This window comes from Desulfobacula sp., from assembly GCF_030145145.1.
Lineage (GTDB): Bacteria > Desulfobacterota > Desulfobacteria > Desulfobacterales > Desulfobacteraceae > Desulfobacula.
This window is the reverse complement of sequence record NZ_JAQYWD010000001.1, coordinates 177,612-196,152: the sequence shown is the minus strand read 5'-3', so window position 1 is coordinate 196,152 and position 18,541 is coordinate 177,612. Positions and strand designations below refer to the sequence as shown.

Annotated in this window: 16 protein-coding genes and 1 tRNA gene; 4 read left to right on the top strand and 13 right to left on the bottom strand. The window is 46.7% G+C overall.

The window, feature by feature from the left end; all coding sequences use genetic code 11:
- Positions 1 to 56 precede the first annotated feature (56 nt).
- The 5 genes from Q1Q15_RS00890 to Q1Q15_RS00870 form a co-directional block, all read right to left on the bottom strand.
- Positions 57 to 1,046, bottom strand: a complete 990-nt coding sequence (locus Q1Q15_RS00890; protein WP_300455328.1) for an ATP-grasp domain-containing protein — start codon at positions 1,044 to 1,046, stop codon at positions 57 to 59.
- 66 nt (positions 1,047 to 1,112) lie between these two features.
- A complete protein-coding gene (locus Q1Q15_RS00885; protein WP_300455325.1) occupies positions 1,113 to 2,033 on the bottom strand; it encodes a hypothetical protein in 921 nt (306 codons plus the stop codon).
- 17 nt (positions 2,034 to 2,050) lie between these two features.
- Positions 2,051 to 3,283, bottom strand: a complete 1,233-nt coding sequence (locus tag Q1Q15_RS00880) for a CapA family protein (protein WP_300455323.1) — start codon at positions 3,281 to 3,283, stop codon at positions 2,051 to 2,053.
- Positions 3,284 to 3,290: 7 nt separating this feature from the next.
- A complete protein-coding gene (gene alr, locus Q1Q15_RS00875) occupies positions 3,291 to 4,478 on the bottom strand; it encodes an alanine racemase (protein ID WP_300455320.1) in 1,188 nt (395 codons plus the stop codon).
- Positions 4,475 to 5,323 (bottom strand): aminotransferase class IV, encoded by an 849-nt coding sequence (locus tag Q1Q15_RS00870; RefSeq protein WP_300455317.1) that lies wholly within the window; start codon positions 5,321 to 5,323, stop codon positions 4,475 to 4,477. Before Q1Q15_RS00870 ends, alr begins: the two co-directional genes overlap by 4 nt.
- Before the next feature lie 578 nt (positions 5,324 to 5,901).
- On the opposite strand from Q1Q15_RS00870, the gene Q1Q15_RS00865 reads away from it, so the two are divergent.
- The gene (locus tag Q1Q15_RS00865; protein ID WP_300455315.1) at positions 5,902 to 6,942 is read left to right on the top strand and encodes a LacI family DNA-binding transcriptional regulator; all 1,041 of its coding nucleotides are present in this window, start codon (positions 5,902 to 5,904) and stop codon (positions 6,940 to 6,942) included.
- A 280-nt stretch (positions 6,943 to 7,222) separates the two neighbouring features.
- Here the strand turns inward: Q1Q15_RS00865 and Q1Q15_RS00860 are convergent.
- From Q1Q15_RS00860 to Q1Q15_RS00835, 6 genes are all read right to left on the bottom strand, one after another.
- Positions 7,223 to 7,298 (bottom strand) — tRNA-Val (locus tag Q1Q15_RS00860).
- A 70-nt stretch (positions 7,299 to 7,368) separates the two neighbouring features.
- On the bottom strand, positions 7,369 to 8,616 hold the full coding sequence (locus Q1Q15_RS00855; protein WP_300455312.1) for a hypothetical protein: 1,248 nt from the start codon (positions 8,614 to 8,616) through the stop codon (positions 7,369 to 7,371).
- A gap of 4 nt (positions 8,617 to 8,620) precedes the next feature.
- Positions 8,621 to 9,604 carry a polyprenyl synthetase family protein gene (locus Q1Q15_RS00850; RefSeq protein WP_300455309.1) on the bottom strand — a complete coding sequence of 328 codons (984 nt, stop codon included), beginning with the start codon at positions 9,602 to 9,604 and terminating at the stop codon, positions 8,621 to 8,623.
- Entirely contained in the window at positions 9,601 to 10,929 is a 1,329-nt protein-coding gene (rimO, locus tag Q1Q15_RS00845) for a 30S ribosomal protein S12 methylthiotransferase RimO (RefSeq protein WP_300455306.1), read from the bottom strand. The genes Q1Q15_RS00850 and rimO overlap by 4 nt, the downstream gene beginning before the upstream one ends.
- Complete coding sequence (htpG, locus tag Q1Q15_RS00840; RefSeq protein ID WP_300455304.1) at positions 10,926 to 12,848, bottom strand: molecular chaperone HtpG; 1,923 nt, start codon at positions 12,846 to 12,848, stop codon at positions 10,926 to 10,928. The genes rimO and htpG overlap by 4 nt, the downstream gene beginning before the upstream one ends.
- A gap of 122 nt (positions 12,849 to 12,970) precedes the next feature.
- Positions 12,971 to 13,882, bottom strand: a complete 912-nt coding sequence (locus Q1Q15_RS00835) for a DMT family transporter (RefSeq protein ID WP_300455302.1) — start codon at positions 13,880 to 13,882, stop codon at positions 12,971 to 12,973.
- A 344-nt stretch (positions 13,883 to 14,226) separates the two neighbouring features.
- On the opposite strand from Q1Q15_RS00835, the gene Q1Q15_RS00830 reads away from it, so the two are divergent.
- From Q1Q15_RS00830 to Q1Q15_RS00820, 3 genes are all read left to right on the top strand, one after another.
- Positions 14,227 to 15,096: a radical SAM protein gene (locus Q1Q15_RS00830; RefSeq protein ID WP_300455299.1), complete on the top strand. Its 870-nt coding sequence runs from the start codon at positions 14,227 to 14,229 to the stop codon at positions 15,094 to 15,096.
- Positions 15,097 to 15,127: 31 nt separating this feature from the next.
- Complete coding sequence (gene tkt / locus Q1Q15_RS00825; RefSeq protein WP_300455296.1) at positions 15,128 to 17,134, top strand: transketolase; 2,007 nt, start codon at positions 15,128 to 15,130, stop codon at positions 17,132 to 17,134.
- Between the two features lie 74 nt (positions 17,135 to 17,208).
- Positions 17,209 to 17,601: a secondary thiamine-phosphate synthase enzyme YjbQ gene (locus Q1Q15_RS00820; protein WP_300455293.1), complete on the top strand. Its 393-nt coding sequence runs from the start codon at positions 17,209 to 17,211 to the stop codon at positions 17,599 to 17,601.
- Between the two features lie 13 nt (positions 17,602 to 17,614).
- On the opposite strand, the gene Q1Q15_RS00815 is transcribed toward Q1Q15_RS00820, so the two are convergent.
- Positions 17,615 to 18,025: an iron-sulfur cluster assembly scaffold protein gene (locus tag Q1Q15_RS00815; RefSeq protein WP_300455290.1), complete on the bottom strand. Its 411-nt coding sequence runs from the start codon at positions 18,023 to 18,025 to the stop codon at positions 17,615 to 17,617.
- A gap of 83 nt (positions 18,026 to 18,108) precedes the next feature.
- On the bottom strand, positions 18,109 to 18,540 hold the full coding sequence (locus Q1Q15_RS00810) for a DUF1178 family protein (protein ID WP_300455287.1): 432 nt from the start codon (positions 18,538 to 18,540) through the stop codon (positions 18,109 to 18,111).
- Position 18,541 lies beyond the last annotated feature (1 nt).

Below are 18,541 nucleotides of genomic sequence, written 5' to 3'. Positions count from 1 at the left end.
GGTGTCCACCGGTTAATTTGGATACCGTCATTCTTTGACGGTATCCAAATGGGTTGTTATGCCAGGTCACACCGGACCAGGGCAGAAGATACGACATGGTCAATGAGGTGTTTGTAATCTTCCATGGGACCTTCCTGGGAAGGATGATGCATGGTGAACATCTGGGGACTCCAGCTTTTAATTGGTTTTAATCCTGGAATGCCGTTCACTTCAATTATTTTAAGTTTTCCATTGGCATCCAGACGCATATCAGCCCTGACGTGGTCCAGGCAATTCAAGGCTTCCATGGCATCTTTGGTCAATTGAACAGCCGATTTGGTCATATGGTTAATCGGTCTGATTTTGGTAACCCCCACCCCCCGGAGATCCGCTCTTAATATGGGATATTTGCCAAACATTTTTTCGTCAACTTCAACCCGGCCGGCTAAAAATTCCTGGTGTTCTCCATTTCCCAACATCAGCACGGTGTATTCCTGTCCGGGCAGATATTCTTCCACCAGGGCGGGCTGGTCAAATTCAGTGTGGATATAGGCCACTTGCTTTTCAAGCTCCTCTCTGGAATTCACCACACTCTCGTCGCTGATGCCCTTAGACCGTGATTCATAACTGGGCTTTACAAAGGCGGGGTAATCAAGATCCGGCAGGTCATCGCCCCGATCAATCTGAAAGTGGTAGGGAACGGAAACGCCGGCTTCTTTTAAAATCTGATGGGTGTGGGTTTTATGGATTAATGCCTTCATGGTTGCGGCATTGGGACCAATATAGGGAATTTTTTTTGTATCGAGAATATCGGCAAGCCAGTTGTCTTCACCCTCACTCATGCCAATGGTTTCGGATTTGCTGGAAATGTGATACAAAGCACTCCAGACAATATCATATGATTTTTCTTCAATGGCCTGGTAAAATTCTTCCATGGTGTTGACAAAGGCAATTTCAGCATCATTTCCTGTATCGATAATCGCCTGACAGATATGTTGCGTAACACTTAAGTCTCCCCACCCCTGGGCATCACCTGCAGGTCCTGTGATCAGCAGCACTTTTTTCATAACCTTACAATCTCCTAATATTTTTTTGACCGATTGTGCGTCTGGCGCACTGTTTTTAATTTTATTTTAATCAACTGAAAATAAGTTGTTATTTTGTTCATACTGTATCAAAGCAGCCCGTGTTCTCGGAGAGATGTCGGTCAGCAGTCGTAAATAGGCATCCATTTGTTCTTTTCCCCAGACGGCCTGGGATACAATGTGCGTTTTTATGTCTGGCGTGAAAAATGTTTTCTGGTTGTCGGGTTTGAGCACCTGCTCTGCCATTCTGACATTGGGATTTAAAAGGGTTACGGTTCCCTTGAAAAAGGTGCTGAACGCTTTAGAAAAGAGCGCTTGGCGATATCCGAAATGCGTGCAGCACAATGCCCCGTAAACATGGCCCGTGAACCTTCCAAGTTCAGATACCGCCTGTTTGACAAACGTCTGGATCATTTGCCCCACTCTATCGCTGAAGGGTTCTCTTTCAATATAGCCTGCCAGATTGGTGCATCCGATATTGATGATTCTGTCGTTTGATATGCCAAGATCAACCAGCCGGCTTTCATGGCTTTTGGCCGTGGTGGTGGTGGGGGTGCCAAATACCACGGCAATGCCTTCCGGGTCAGCCCGTAATTTTTCGACCATCATCTGGACACCATGGTCCACAATACCCTCAACATTTATATCGGTGGTTCGGCTGAATCGGGTATGGGGGTAGATGACCGATAAGGTGTTGCACGCGATGAGGATCTGGTCCGGGTGATAAACCGTCATGGCATTCATGGCATTGTTGAAAATCTGAGCTCTTTTTTCCCAGGTATCAAAATGATTGTATCCCCTGTGGGGGGCAGGCCAGGCATTAAAGTAGGTCAGGTTGACCTTTTCCCACGGACTGTTTTGTTCCAGTTGATTGGCAATATCATTAAAAACAGAAAGACCGCCAAGGCCAGAGTCCGTGACCAGGATGGATCGGCACAGCGGGCGGGTGGATTTTTGTTCGGAAATCATCGTTAAGGTCCTTTGGGTTATGCCGGATCAATTTTTGCGGTCAACCATTCCCGGATCAACGCTTTTGCCCATGCCGGAGAGGAGTCAAGGTCGCCTTTAACCATCCGCGTCATGAAATCTTTCCAGTGATGATAATGCTGCAATGTGGTCAGCCGGTTACGGAACATGGCAGCACCCTTTTGCGGGTCCTGCGCCATTTTCTCCGTAATCATGGAAATTTCATTAAAAAATCCCTTTTTGCCATAGTAGTCAAGAAAACCATGCCAGGCATCCTGTAATGTTTCCGAAGAATCCAACGGCAGGGAGATCTGTTTAAATTTTTGGAAAAAAGACAGTGCATATTGATCTTTAAGCCGGGATAGACCCTGGGAATCAATTTGATAGGGAATCAGTTCCAGGGACACCACTGCGTTTTTCTTCAGTCCGGCTTTTACCATATACCCCAGTTTTCGAAATTTGAGATCGGTTTCCTGATAAAACACAAAATTACCCAGGCTGTGGCATATGGGAATATGGTTATGGAAAGAGATGCCCTGGGGGACATGGGGGTGATGACCGATCACAAGATCAGCCCCTGCATCGGCGATCTGTATAAAGGCATTGGCCACATAAGGGGGAGGAAATGGGATATATTCAATACCGCAATGGCTGATCACGAGAACAATGTCCATTTCTGCTTTAAGGGCTTTAACCGTTTGAATCACGGTTGCAAGATCCCAGCCCATGACACCAGGGCCGTTATGGGCTGCGGTGAGATCTTCACCCTCGCTGAAATTGACAATCCCTATCTTTAAACCGTTGATATCTATCTTCAGGGGTTTTTGGGCGTCTTGCTCAGACATGCCGGCACCCGTATGCTTGATATGGTTTTCATCAAGGCTGTCAAGACTCTCCTGAAACGCATCAAGCCCATAATCAAACATATGGTTATTTGCCAGTGTTACCACATCAAAGGGAACCACACAAAGTCCCTGCACATGGTTTCGTTCACCCTTGAACACGGCACCACTTTTATGGACGGGTGACCCACGATCACTCAGGGGGGCTTCAAGATTTACAATGGAAAGATCGGCAGATCGAATCATCGGCAGCAGGTCGCCGTATATTTTTTCAGGCGTGTTTTCAATAATGGGTTGAAATGCCCTGATGGGTGCCCAGTCACCGGCAATACAAAGACTGACATCTGCAGCGCCTGAAGATGGATCAGACCAAATTCCCCGGTCCCAGTTAAAAGAAGATACAGTAAGCATTGGGATTCTATTCCTCCGGATGGATATGCCTTAACGGCATTCGCCGGCTTAAGGAAGAAACAATTTCATAATTGATGGTGCCGGTAAGCTGTGCAAGTTCATCAGCGCTGATGCAATTGTCTTTCTGGCACCCCATGACCACGACGTCATCTCCCAGGGCCACATCTTTAATGGCACCGACATCTATCATGGTAAAATCCATACAGATGCGCCCCACAATGGGTGCCCGCATTCCTTTGACCAGCATGGCGCCCCTGGAAGACAACAGCCGGCTGTAGCCATCGGCATAACCGATGGGAACAGTGGCGATCATTGTGTCACAATCTGTGGTATAGGTATTGCCATAGCTGATTTTATACCCTGCCGGCACCTTTTTTAACTGGATAATCTTTGAAATGATAGACATGACCGGTTTCAAGTTTACGCGGGTTTTGTCAACCTCATCAGAAGGCCAGAGTCCATAGAGCGCAATACCCGGCCGAATCATGCTGAAATGAGCCTGGGGCATATCAATGGTGGCCGCGCTATTGGCAGCATGACAGATCTTTGGAAAAAACCCCTTATCCTTAAGTGCGTTCAACAGGTCTTTAAATATTTCTAATTGCCGGCCGGCATGGGTTTTGTCACGGCTATCTGCATTGGCAAAATGGGTATACACGCCTTCAACATCAATTCCCTCAAGTGCGGCAATGCGCAGCACCATCTCCCGTGTCCCCTCGACATCTGTAGTGGATGAGACCGTTGTCCGAGGCGGTTGAAAATATAGACCCAGACGTCCCATGCCCGTATCTATTTTGATATGGGCTTTTATGATCAGGCCCAGTTTTACGGCCTTTTTTGAAATCCTCAGCGCATCCTCTTCAGAAGAAATGGTAATACGGATATCATGGGATGAAAGGTATGCCAGGTGACGATCATCAACATCCCCAAATAATAGTATTGGTGCACAAATATGGGCACATCGAAGTTCGTAGGCCTCGGAAACTCGCGCCACCGCAAGCCATTCCACACCACAGGCAAGGGCTGTTTTTGCTGTTGCCACTGCACCGTGACCATAAGCGTTGGCTTTCACGACAGCCATACATGCCGGTGCACGGCTGGCGTTTCTAAGTTCCCTGATATTGTGGGATAACAAAGATAGATCAACCTGTATATATGTCTTCGGCACAGGGGAAATGTCTGTTTCTCGTGTCAAGATACCTTTCCCTGGCCATAGGCCTCTGTATAGTTTTTAAATAATTTCATAATATGACGGGTACGTTCGCCGGGTTTACCGGTGTTGATCACCATGTCATCTATTTTTATGATGGGAACAATTTCCTTGTTGGAAGCAGAAAGAAAGACTTCATCCAGATCTTTGAGTTCAGACAGGTCCAGGTGACGCAGCGCTACGTTATAGGTGTCTTTGACAAGTTTTAAGATGACACTTCGGGTAATGCCGGGAAGAATACCGTCAGGTGGTGTGATCAACACATTGCCTTTGAAACCGAAAAAATTGGTGGTGGTTCCCTCAAGAACCCGGTTATCTCTATCAACATAAACCGCTTCAATACCCCCTTGTTTTCTTGCCAGCTGCTGTGCAAAAACAGCATTGAGATAATTGGTGCTCTTGGAAGTCGGAATACATCGTTCCATGTTGACCGTGGCAATGGCCGCACCATCGCTGTACCACCAGTCCGGCAACTCGTGTTTCGGGGTCACCATGACCATCAGGATGCCATTTCCCTGGGGTGTAACACCATCCGGACTGATACCGCCGGTATACACAATGCGGATATTGGATTCTTCATGGTCCGGGTTCTGTTGAATGGTCTGTTTGACAATGTCACAGATCTGTGAGCGGCTGTGCTGCAATTGTAACCCAATGTCTTTTGCTGAATTTTCAAGTCTTGCCACATGCTCTTCCAGGTAGAACGGCCGTTTATTATAGGTGATCAAAAAATCAAAAACACCGTATCCTCTCAATACGGTAATGTCTTTTGCAGACAGCCGTGCATGGTCTTCTTCAACAAATTCTCCGTCAATGTAATATGTATCCATACGATCTCCTTATTTCCGGTCTATCCATGCCTGTTGTTCTTTGGTCGTGGTTGCGTTTTCCCTCTTTAAACAAAAAAAGGCCTTTGCCCATATATCATTATCCCTGGGAAAACGCCTTTGTTTTCATAACAATTTTAAATACGCCATTGTATTTAACTTTAACGTTAAAGTAAAATTTTTCCAAATTTATGTCAACATTTTTTTAAGTATTTTAAGAAAAAATAACATCTTTTAATGTTTAAATCGACTTCTATTTGGTATATGTTCTTATAAAACAAGTGGGTTATCTGTTTAATGGGGAAGATCCCCCATTTAAAAATTTTCATGCCGGTTAACGGGATACCCCTTCTGATAGACGAATATATCGACTGGAAATTTCATATTTTTATCAGGATTTGCTTAAACGATTAAGTTATCCTCCCTTGCTGTTTTTATGTCCTCAGATAGTGCTGGTGAAAAAAGAGAATACGGTCTTGTCAGAAATCCGGAAGATTCCGCGAACAATTGACTCATGAAGCATATGCGTATATGTTGGATTCAAGCTAAAATAAAAACAGGATCAATCACAGACCATTTATATGATGAGCAATGTAACCATCAAAGATATTGCCCGACGTCTTAACGTCTCTGCGACCACGGTTTCCAATGCGCTGAACGGCAAACCCGGGGTGGGTAAGGATGCCAGAAAAAAAATAATAACACTGGCCAAGGAAATGGGATACCAACCCAATTATTTTGCCAAGGGACTGGTTTCCAGACAAAGTTATGCCATTGGGCTTGTGATCACGAATATTGCCGATCCCTTTTATCCTGAACTGGCTCTCGGAGTCCAGGAAAAGGCCAGTGAATCCGGTTACAGCACCATGCTTTTTAACACGAACCACAGTATTGAGAATGAAAAAAAGGTGATTGAAATGATCGGGTCCAAGGGCATGGACGGGGTCATCTTGTCAACGGTTCAGCAGGATGATCCCAACATTGGACTGTTGAACGACCTTGGGATACCCTATGTTCTTGTAAATCGTTTGATTCTCAACCCGAAAATTGCCAGTCATATTGATTCAGTCGCCCTTGATAACTACGGCGGCTCTTATAAGGCGGCCACCCATCTATGCCGACTTGGACATACCCGGATATCGGTTATTGCCGGTGACATGACATCTTCAACGGCCATCATGCGAACCCAGGGAGCCAAAGATGCGTTTTTAGAATTTGGGATCACGATTCCTTTGAAATGGTTTGTTGAGGGGGGGTATTCAAAGGATAAAGCCTATCTGGCAGCCCAGGCTATTTTAAAACAAAAAGACCGGCCAACGGCGATCCTTGCACAAGATGACAATATGGCCCTGGGCGTCCGGGAGGCGGCATTTGAGACGGGATTGAAAATACCCGACGACCTGGCCATTATCGGATTTAATAATATCAATATATCGTCTCTGACGGGCATCGACCTGACAACAATCAGTCAGAATCAATATGATATGGGAATCGCCAGTGCCCAGATGCTGATCAACAAACTTCAGCATACCGTTCGCCCCGGCATGAGCAATACCATCATCATGAAAACGGATCTGGTCATTCGAAAATCCTGTGGATACCATTTAAATGGCTATGTCTAATCCATCGTCAATTTATATATACGCACCATCCTCACGAACCGTTTAGTCTTTTTTTAACGAATGGTTAGGATTCGATCAGAATTGGATTACCACTTTATTAAACCCACAAAAAAATTGATGTCGGCCTGCCATGCTGAAATAATTTAAGGGTGCCTTGCATGTCCTTTTGATAAAAAAACAAATCAGGCAGCAGCCGGTAAGATTGAGAAGGCAATTTTTAAATAAGGGTAGCAAAAATCAAAAAAGGGTTAGAGGAAATTCTCTAACCCTTTGATTTTTATGGTAGGCACGAGCGGACTTGAACCGCTGACTTCTACCGTGTCGAGGTAGCACTCTACCAACTGAGTTACGCGCCTGAATCGTTATGATCTATTATCAAAAGCCCCGGGTGGTGTCAAGAAAAACGTGACGTTATTCTAATGTCTTCTATGGCGCCGCCATTGGACCGGCATTGTTCCCGGAATCTTCAACCCGATCGGCCTGACCTTTTTCAATAAATCTGATGGTCACCTGGGTCTCTGTCACATCTGAAATTTCCAACCCAAATGACTCAAACGTCTTTAACATGATGGCATCGGCAAACTGTGATGGCTTTCCCTTATAAACGACTTCAATCACCGCACTGTTTGAGCTCATCTCTTTGGCCTGAAGGGTCTCGATCTCAGGCATTTTTTTAAATTGTTGTTTCAATGCAATAAACCGAGGTAGAAACTGCTCGCCTTCAAGTTTGATATCAAAGGTCTGTTCTGTTCGTAAGTTCCGGCTCCAGTAAGCATCTATCTTTTCGCTCAAATCCTGGGCAGACAGGCTGGCAGCCTTGGCAATCGCTTGAATATTGCCTTCCTGGTCCATATCGTTTTTCACCACGGCCTGCAATTGTGACGTTATCACCTTCTCTCCGGTTTCAAGAAAAAATCCTTCCAGGTTGATATCAGCAGTAAAGGTTTTTTCCTTTCCCATGCGATTAATGGCTTCTGATGCACTTGCTTTCCCAAAAACGATCATATCGGCTTTCAGTTCTCTGCCAAGGGCCTTGGCTGATGCGGTATCATAGATAGAGGCAAAGGTAATATTATAAAAAGACGGATCAGGATGGTCTGCACCATTTCCCACAACAACAAATCGCTCCTGGAGCATTCGTGTGATAATAATTTTTTCCGCAACAGACTGATATGGAATTGGATTCTTCCCCCACCAGTATTTGGGCAAAAGGTCTGACGGGGTCTTTTCTGCAATAAAAAACAGGATCACGGGTTTATCCGTATGGACATTGGAGATCCGGGCATCGGCCAATGTTTTTTCAAGCCGCTTGAGATCCACTTTGGATTCAACCCCAACGATATAATCGCCATTATTGGCCAGTCCGCCAAGCACACGATACGTAATGATGTAATCCTTGGTATGGGAAAGGATCTGATCATAAAGAAAATCAAGATGGGATGCAAAGACCTGTCTGGATACCAGTTCGGCAAAGGCATTCTGAAGGGCAATCTCCAGGGCGTCGGATACTGCATTTTGCTTTGCCCGCTGGATATTGTGATCGATCACCTTTCGTTTGCCGGTGGTCACCCCGGTTAAAACGTCCGACCCTTTGGCCGCAAACGAGGTGTCGGACAAGGCGATGGTACTGATGCATAAAACAATCAGGCCGATAACACTTGTTCGCTTAAACATCTTTTTACACCTTTCTTTCAATGGCATACTCTGCCATCAGACTCAAAAATTCTTTGGATGGACAGTCTTCAAACCCCCTCAAACATGCCTTTGCTTTTTTTACATGGTCCTGGGCCCTATCCCGGGTATAGTCGATGCCCTTATACGCAATTATTTTTTCTTTGAGCTGTTCAAACTGATCCGATTTAAACTCGGATGCGGTTATCACCTCTTTCATCCAGGTTTGATCCTCAGGAGATGCCTGGGCAAGGCTATGGATCAGCGGCAGGGTCAGTTTTCCCTCCCGCATATCCGCACCGGGATTTTTTCCCAGCACTTCGGCACTGGCTGTGTAATCCAAAAGATCGTCCGCCATTTGAAAGGCCATGCCTAAATGAAATCCGTACCGGCTTAACGCCGCCTCATTTTCTTTTTGTGCCTTTGCAAGGATGGCACCGCTCTGACAGGCCCCCTGGATCAGAACAGCTGTCTTTCGTTCAATGATCTCAAGGTAGTCTTGTTCAGAAAGATCCAGCTTTCCTTTTTTCGACAGTTGGTCTATCTCCCCCTGGGACATGTCCCGGGTAATTTTTGCAATAACCTTAATAATATCCGGTTCTCGTGTTTCTGCAGCAATGTCAAGGGCCCGGGCCAAAAGGAAATCCCCTGTCAGCACCACTTTGGGCGTAGACCATTTTGTGTGGGCCGCTTTTTTGCCCCGCCGGATATCGGCACCATCCACCACATCATCATGTAACAGGGTGGCAGCATGGAGATATTCAAAAATAATGGAAAACTGAATTTCAAACCCCTGACGATAGCCGCAAAGCCGGGCACTGTGAATCATCAGCAGCGGCCTGAGTCTTTTGCCGCCACTGAACAGAAGATGGGACGCAATCTGTCTTACAAGTTCAAGGTTTGGCTTTAAATGGTGTTCAAGGGCAATTTCAATCTTTTCAAGATCCGGTGCCCCCGTTTCAATCAATCGTTGCTTTAACCCTTTTGTCATACCATTTCCCCGGCAATATCATATTCAAATGCATCTGTAATTTTTACCTTAACAATGGTGCCGATTTCAAGGTTGTCGGCATAAACAAATGTCATGCCATCCACCTCCGGGGCCTGGAACATGGTCCTTCCGATGTACACCCCCGGTTCCGGATTTTCTTCCACCAGGACATCCAGGACTTTGCCCACATGGTGTTCATTCACTGTTTTTGAAATTTTCGCCTGGGCTGCCATGATCGTGTCATGCCGTTGTTCTGCAATCTCCCGGGGAACGTGATCGGTAAACCGGTGAGATTTCAAATCCTCGGAATCAGAATATATGAAAACCCCCAAATGATCAAACCGAATATCGGTTATAAAGGTCATCAATCGCTCAAAATCCTGTTCTGTTTCACCCGGGAACCCTACAATAAGGGTGGTTCTCACTGCCGCATCAGGATCAATCTTCCGGATGGTATTAAACAGGGCATAAAGATCTTCAATGGTATAGGGCCGTCCCATTTTTTTCAATACCGCTGACGAAGCGTGCTGGATGGGAACATCATAGTAGGAACAGATATGTTTATGTTGTTTTACCGTTTCTACCATTGATGCCGTCAATGTTTTGGGATGGGTATATAAAAACCGTATCCATGTCTGGGTTTGCCCAAGGGTGCCGGCCAAATCGGCCAGAACCTGCTCAAACCCGGTATCGTCTGAAAAATCCTGACCATAATCCGTTGTATTCTCCGCGGTGAGGATAATCTCTTTCACTCCCTGGGAAACCATGGCCCCGGCTTCCTTACAGATATCTTCCGTGGGCCTGGACCGCTGGATACCCCGAAGCTGCGGGATAATACAATAGGTACACTTTCGATTGCATCCTTCCGATACCTTTATATAGGCATAATGTCCCGTGATGCGTTCTCTTGTTTCCGAAAGGTCCTGGAACCCTCTTTTATTGGGATCGGGAAAAAGGGTTAGCGTTTTATTTTCTTTATTTTCCACCGCCGCCACAATCTGATCACAGGCGGCAGTCCCTAAAAACGCATCCACTTCAGGCAGGAGGGACACAAGTTCCGCATCATCCTTATACCGCTGGGCAAGACATCCCGTGGCTATCAATCGTTCACAACGGCCCGTTTCCTTGAATTTTGCCATTTCCAACAGCACATCAACAGCCTCATCCGAGGCGCTTGCTATAAATCCACAGGTATTGACAATGATCACCTGGGCGCAGGAAGGATCATCGGTTAAACCATGACCCTTCGCCACAAGCTTTCCCAGCATAATTTCACTGTCAACCTGGTTCCTTGAGCATCCAAGCGTTTCAAGGAAAACGATCATATGGATTTGGCCATGAGGTCTCCCAGTTGTTTGGAAAATCTGGATGGATTTTCCAGCTTACCGCCTTCACTGATAACGGCAATATCAAACAGCAGATCACTATAGTCTGTCAACACCGGATTGGTGGTGTCGGTCTCAAAAATGCCTTTCATCTTGCCCATGACCGGATGATTCACATTGACTTCCATTACCCGCTTCTGGTCCGGTGTTTTCTGGCCCGAGGCTTTCATGATTTTTTCCATGTAAGCACTCATGCCGTAATCATCGCCGGACAGGCAGGCGACAGAATCTTTCAGCCGGTTGGAAACCACCACATCCTTGACCTTTTTTTCCAGCTTTCCCTTGAGGAATGCCAAGAGGGCTGAATATTCATTTTTCTTTTCATCATCCACTTTTTCAAGGTCCAGATCCCCTTTTTCCGCACTCTTGAGTTTCTTTCCCTTGTACTCGGGAAGGGACTGGGTCACCCACTCATCAATGGGATCGACCATTAAAAGCACTTCATAATCTTTGGATTTCAACGATTCGAGCAGGGGAGAATTCATTAAGGATGTCAGGTTTTCCCCGGTCAGGTAATACATCTCTTTCTGGTCTTCTTTCATGTTTTCGATGTACTCGTCCAGGGTGACCACTTGATCCCCTGATTTGGTGGTCTTATATCTCAAGAGGGATGCCAAACGTTCCTTGTTTTCGTAATCCGTGGGGATACCGGCTTTCAGGGCCTGGCCAAACTCCGTAAAAAAGGCCTCATACTTTTCTTTTTCCATCCCTTCCAGGACGCCGAAAATCTGTTTGACCAGATTTTTCCGGATGTTTCGGATCAGGCGGTCTTCCTGGAGGATCTCACGACTCACATTCAGGTTTAAATCCGGCGCATCCACAACCCCCTGAACAAATCCAAGATATTCCGGCAGCAACTCTTTGCAGTCATCCATGATAAATACGCGCTTGCAATAGAGCTGCATCCCGTTTTTCCGTTCCGGCCGGAACATATCGAACGGTGCTTTTTCAGGCAGGTACATCAACACATCATATTCGGTGACCCCTTCAAACCGTTTATGGATGACTTCCAAAGGCTTGTCCCAATTGTGGCTGATATGTTTGTAAAACTCTTCATGCTCTTCATCCGTGACATCCTCTTTGGCTTTTGACCAGATGGCCTTCATGGAGTTCAATGTCTCTTCTTTTTTGACTTTTTTGAACGTATCCCCAATGGGTTTGCCATCTGAATCTTTAATGATTTCATTTTCAGCCAGGGGTTCACTTCGTTCAACCTTCATGACCACCGGATAGGTGACAAAATCAGAATGTTTTTTCACAATATGCTGGATGGTGTAGTCTTCTGTAAAATCCTGGTCCCCCTCTTCAGGGTCTTTCAAATAAAGGGTGATGGTCGTTCCCCGGGTTTCTTTCTCGATTTCCTGAACCGTGTATGAACCCTTCCCATCCGATTCCCATCTAACCCCCATGGCCTCCCCCGGTGCCTTTGTATCCAGTCTGACCGTGTCCGCGACAATAAATGAAGAGTAAAACCCAACGCCAAACTGACCGATCAGTTCAGGGGAAAGGGTATTTTCTTTTTTGGAATTCTCCAGGGCTTTCATGAACGCTGCCGTTCCTGACTGGGCAATGGTCCCGATATTATCATTGACCTCATCCATGGTCATTCCGATCCCATTATCGGAAATCTGAAACGTTTTATTTTCAGGATCCAGGTCAATCCGGATCTTATAGTCCGTGTCGTCGGCGAACAGATCCGGGTGGGTCTGTTCTTTGAATCTTGCCTTGTCTATGGCATCTGACGCATTTGAAATCAGTTCCCGAACAAATATTTCCCTGTTGGAATACAAAGAATTAATGATCAGGTGCAAGAGCTGCTGCACCTCGGTTTTAAATTTACGTGTTTTTTTGGTTCCCATGTTCACTCCTAATGTTAGAATTATTATTGTAAAATATTTTCTAATAATAATTGTAGCAAAAACAAAAATGTCAAGGCATGACCAGGGAATTTAACCTTTTCAAATGGAACAAAAGAACCCGCTTATTTTTTAAATCTTTCCAGAATCCGCCCGTCAATGAAGATCAACCCGATAAAAATCAATCCCATCCCGGTAAAGGCATTCCATCCGGGGGTTTCTCCCAGCACCATCACCCCCAGAAAAATGGCACTCACAGGGATTAAAAAGGTCACCAGCAAAATATTGGTGGCCCCGGCTTTTGACAGCACATAAAAATAAATAATATAGGCCAGTGCGGTTGAAATGACGGCAAGTCCGAAAAGCGCCGCCCCTGTTGTCCAGTCAGGACTTAAGGCAAAGGGCTGTTCAAAGGCAGCCACCAAAGGAACCATGATAAGAGTGGAGCCGGACAGCATCCCTGCAGCCACCACCGCAGGATCAATGGCCTTGAACCGACGGCCGAAAATGGCGGATATCGCATAGAGAAAGGCCGCGCACAAGACAGCGGCCTGGCCAGCGATCTTCATGCCAAACCCATCTAAGGATTCTATTCCAATCAGAATGATGACCCCCACCCACCCGAATAAAACGCCGGCCAGCCTTTTTTTTGTCAATGGTTCATCCTTTGTTAAAAAATGAGCCAGAACCACACTGAAAACCGGTGTTGTCGCATTTAAAATAGCGGCCAGACTGGAATCAATATGACTTTGCCCCCAGGCGATGAGACTGAAGGGAATCACATTGTTCATGGCACCCAGCACCAGGAAGGCGAGCCAAACCCTGATGTCTTTTGGCAGTTTCCGGCGGGTCACCAGCACAACCCCCCACAACAGAAAAGCAGCGCCACTCACCCGGCATAACACAATGGTCAACGGTGTCATTGTTTTTATGGCAATTTCTACAAAGAAAAAAGATGCCCCCCAGATGATGGACAGGAGGACAATCAACCCCCATTCTTTGACTCCCATAACCGTATTGAACCGTTTTGTTTTCATTCTTTCCTTTTTAAACCCAAAGGCGTTTCAGTTGTGATTTTTGCCTGGGGTCAGGCTTTCCTTATGGCACGTTTTACCCGTCTGATCATGAACGCGGAATAAAAAAATACCATAAAAAAAGCCTGCCCCCCCTGTAACCGTGTTAGCATAGACCAGAATAATCCATTTGACCATCTTAAATCCCCTGGATTTAAACGCCTGGGCCTTATCTGCGGTCCTGGCCGGCCCATTGCCCGGCGACGATTGTGTGGGATAATGAGTGTTGCTGCCATGCAAATCAACCGATTGAATTTTTTGACAATATCTGCTATTAAATGGGTTTAAATTTTAAGGAATATAGTGATATGCATTATGAAGGATCAATGATACGGCCGCCCAGTGAGGCCAATAGTATTTTATTACAGGTCACCTTGGGGTGCTCCCATAACAAATGTACTTTCTGCAGTACATTCAGGGACAAGCGATTTAATATCAAAAAAGATGATGTTATTTTTGAAGACATAGAATTTGCCAGAGCGTATTGTAAAAGACAGGACCGGGTGTTTCTCTGCGACGGGGATGTCATGATCATTCCCCAGAAAAGGCTGGTCAACATACTCTTGCAAATCAAGGATCGATTGCCCTGGGTGAAAAGAGTGGGACTTTATGCCAACACCAAAGGCATTGGCATGAAAACCGATGAACAATTAAAAGAGTTGCACGACCTGGGGGTCAAAATCGCCTATATGGGACTTGAATCCGGAGATGATCAGGTGTTAAAAGCGATACGAAAAGGCGCGGATTCCGCAAAAATGATCAAAATGGGACGCCGCGTTAAACAATCCGGCATTAAATTGTCCATCACGGTTATTGTGGGGATCGGCGGACCTGAAAGATCTAAAATTCATGCCCGGGAAACCGGTAGGGTCTTGTCTGCCATTGACCCTGATTTTGTGGGGGCGTTAAGCCTGATGCTGACACCGGGTACGGAACTCCATGATCAGTATGAAAAAGGGGAGTTTAAACTCATCACCCCGGAAGAAATGCTGGAGGAACTGGGCATCATGATCGCTGCAACCCATCTCTCCAACGGATCTTTCCATGCAAACCATGCGTCCAACTATCTTCCCATCCGGGCAAAACTACCCGAAGACAAAGAAAAAACACTTGAACTGATTTCCCAGGCACTCAAAGGACAGGTGACCCTCAGACCGGAATACATGAGAGGCTTGTAACACCAATTTAATTATACAGGAGAAACAAACAATGGCTGAAGCCGAAACCAATCTTGACCAGTTAACCGTGAATACCATCCGAACCCTTTGCATGGACGCGGTTCAAAAAGCGAATTCCGGACACCCCGGCGCACCCATGGGCCTTGCGCCTGCGGCATATGTTTTATTTAAACGGTTTTTACAGCACAATCCCAAAAACCCGGCCTGGATTGACAGGGACCGCTTTGTTCTGTCTGCGGGTCATGCCTCTTCCCTGCTTTACAGCCTGCTTTACCTGTTTGGCTACGGCCTTGAACTGGAGGACCTGAAAAATTTCAGGCAATGGGGCTCCAGAACCCCGGGACATCCTGAATACGGGGATACCCCGGGGGTGGAAACCACCACGGGTCCCCTGGGCCAGGGCATTGCCAATGCCGTGGGAATGGCCATTGCCGAACGTCATCTGGCTGCCCGGTTTAATCGGGAAGGCACAGAACTCATCAACCACCACACCTATGTGATGTGCGGTGACGGGGACCTCATGGAGGGGGTTGCCCTTGAAGCGGTTTCCCTGGCCGGGCACCTGGGGCTTGGAAAACTCATCCTGCTGTATGATGACAATTCCATCACCATTGAAGGCCCAACCGACATTGCCTTCACAGAAAATGTCCGGGCTAAATTTGAAAGCCAGAACTGGCATGTGGTCACGGTTGAGGACGGCAATGACCTTGAAAAAATCCAGAAAGCCATCCAGGCGGGCAAAGACGCGGTGGCCCGCCCCACACTGGTGCAGATAAAAACCCATATTGCCTATGGCAGCCCCAACAAACAGGACACATCCAGTGCCCATGGGTCTCCTCTGGGTGCAGAAGAAATCAAGTTGACCAAACGCTTTTACGGGGTTCCGGAGGATAAATCGTTTTACGTACCCGAAGCGGTTCTGGAAGATTGCAGAAAAGCCCTGATTTTTGGACAGGGATTTGAAAGAAGCTGGCAGGAAATCTTTGACACTTACAAGACCCAATACCCAGAACAGGCAGACCTGTTTGTGGATGCCATCAGCGGTTTCCTGACCCGGGGCTGGGATGCTCAGATACCGTATTTCAACCCTGAAGACGGACCAGTGGCCACACGATCCGCATCCGGTAAAGTGTTGAATGCCATTGCAGAACATCTGCCGGCATTAATGGGGGGATCTGCTGATCTGGCTCCCTCAAACAACACCTATCTTAATTGTTCAACCGATTTTCAAAATGGTGCCTGGGAAGGGCGAAACATCCGGTTCGGTGTCCGGGAACATGCCATGGGGGCCATACTGTCCGGCATGTACCTGCATTCCGGTGTCCGGCCCTTTGGCGGAACCTTTCTGGTGTTTGCCGACTATATGCGCCCGGCTATTCGTGTGGCGTCTTTGATGAAACTGCCCCTGATTTATGTCTTCACCCATGACAGCGTGGCCGTGGGAGAAGACGGTCCCACCCACCAGCCGGTGGAACACCTGGCATCGTTACGGGCCATCCCGGGGCTTACCGTTGTCAGGCCGGCCGATGCCAATGAAACCGCCCTGGCCTGGAAACAGGCATTAAAAACTATTGACGCCCCCACCGCATTGATCCTGAGCCGTCAAAATCTGCCCACCCTGGATGTATCCCAGCGGGACGGTGAATTCAATTATGGGGCCTATACCGTAAAAAAGGTATCAAACCCGGACATCATTCTCATCGCCACTGGATCTGAAGTCCATATCTGTGTTGAAGCGGCCCGTATCCTGGAAGATGTCCACGATACCAAAGCGGCTGTCGTGTCAATGCCTTCCTGGGAATTGTTTGAAAAAGCCCCGGCATCCTACAGGGAAAGAATTCTACCCTCCGATGTGACCCGCAGGATCGCTGTTGAAGCCGGCATTTCCATGGGATGGGAAAAATACACCGGCCCCAGCGGTCAAATGATCGGCATCAACAAATTTGGTGCGTCCGCACCGGGCAATACCGTTCTCACGGCATATGGCTTTTCCCCGGACAATGTTGTTAAAAATGCCCTTGACCTTTTAAACGGGTAACCCGTTATGATCATCCCACCCGGTGCTGAAATCCATTTTCAGCACCGGGTGTTATAAAAAAAAGGAGGTCCATCATGCAGATCCGTGTCAAAACAAATGCAAGAACCCAGATGGTGGATATTTCGTCCCAGGTTCAAGATGCGGTAACCCAATCCGGAATAAAAAACGGCATTGTTCATGTCTTTTCCCTGCACACCACAGCTGCTGTCACCATCAATGAAAATGCTGATCCTGCGGTTGAAACCGACATTTTAACAACCATCAACAAAGTGATTCCCTGGGACGATCATTTCAAGCACCTGGAAGGCAATTCTGCTGCCCACATAAAAGTCAGCCTGTTCGGCCCCTCAGAAACCATCCCCCTGGAAAAGGGGTCCCTGGTTCTGGGCACCTGGCAGGGCATTTATTTTTGTGAATTTGACGGCCCGAGAAACCGTCGGGTGAATATCACCATCCAGGGGGAATAATGGAGGTGTTGGATTATCGCCGCCACCCCATCTTTTTTTTCTTTTCATAATCGGAAAGGGCCAGGTAAAAAGCCCCCACTGCCAGCTCAGCGCAGTGATAGTGATCTTTTGGAATGGTTCCCAGAAACTCAATAATACGTTGATCATTTAATTTCCAGGCAGCTTCAATGTCCAGGCCTTCCGCCCGGCTTGCAATGGTTGCGGCGCTGGCATTGGTATTCATGCACCCGTCAATATTGTATGCAGCCCTTTCAATGATATTGTTTTTTATGATGAGGAAAAATTCAACCATATCTCCGCAATCACCGTTTCGTTTTCCATATCCGTCCGGGTTTTGCAGTCTTTCCTGCTTGTCCGTGGAAAGGGCCATTTCCAGGTAATTCAGTGAATGGTCCTGCCAAAAGTCAAATTTTTTTTGTATCATTTTATTTCCTGGTTCCGGATGGCCTGTGACCATCGAGTGGTTACGCTCACGCCCCGGGCTTAAAAAACCCGGGGTTTGGGGTTTTAATTCAAATCATCTTTTGGGTTTTTGGCCATGGGAATCCTGAAAACAGGCACCCCTTCTTTGGCCAGAACCTTATCGTCTTCTTTGGTTGTGGTGCCTTTGATATTCCTGTATTCTTCCGCCCCATAATGCATTTTCAAGGCTTCCTTTGTAAAATCATTGCCCACGTCTTCAAAATTTTTTTCAACATAATCCACCACTTTTTCACTCAATTCCGTTATGGCTTCCTGCCTAGCCTGCAGGGCTTTGTGGGTGGTTGTCGGGGAAGATTTTTTAATGGCAATGGGATGAAGTTTCTGGACAACAGATGCGGTATTACAAACAGGACAGGTTAAAATACCCTGGGCCTGCTGTGTTTCCAGATCTTTTTTGTCTTCGAACCATCCTTCAAACGTATGACCATTTAGACATTCAAGATCAAATATTATCATT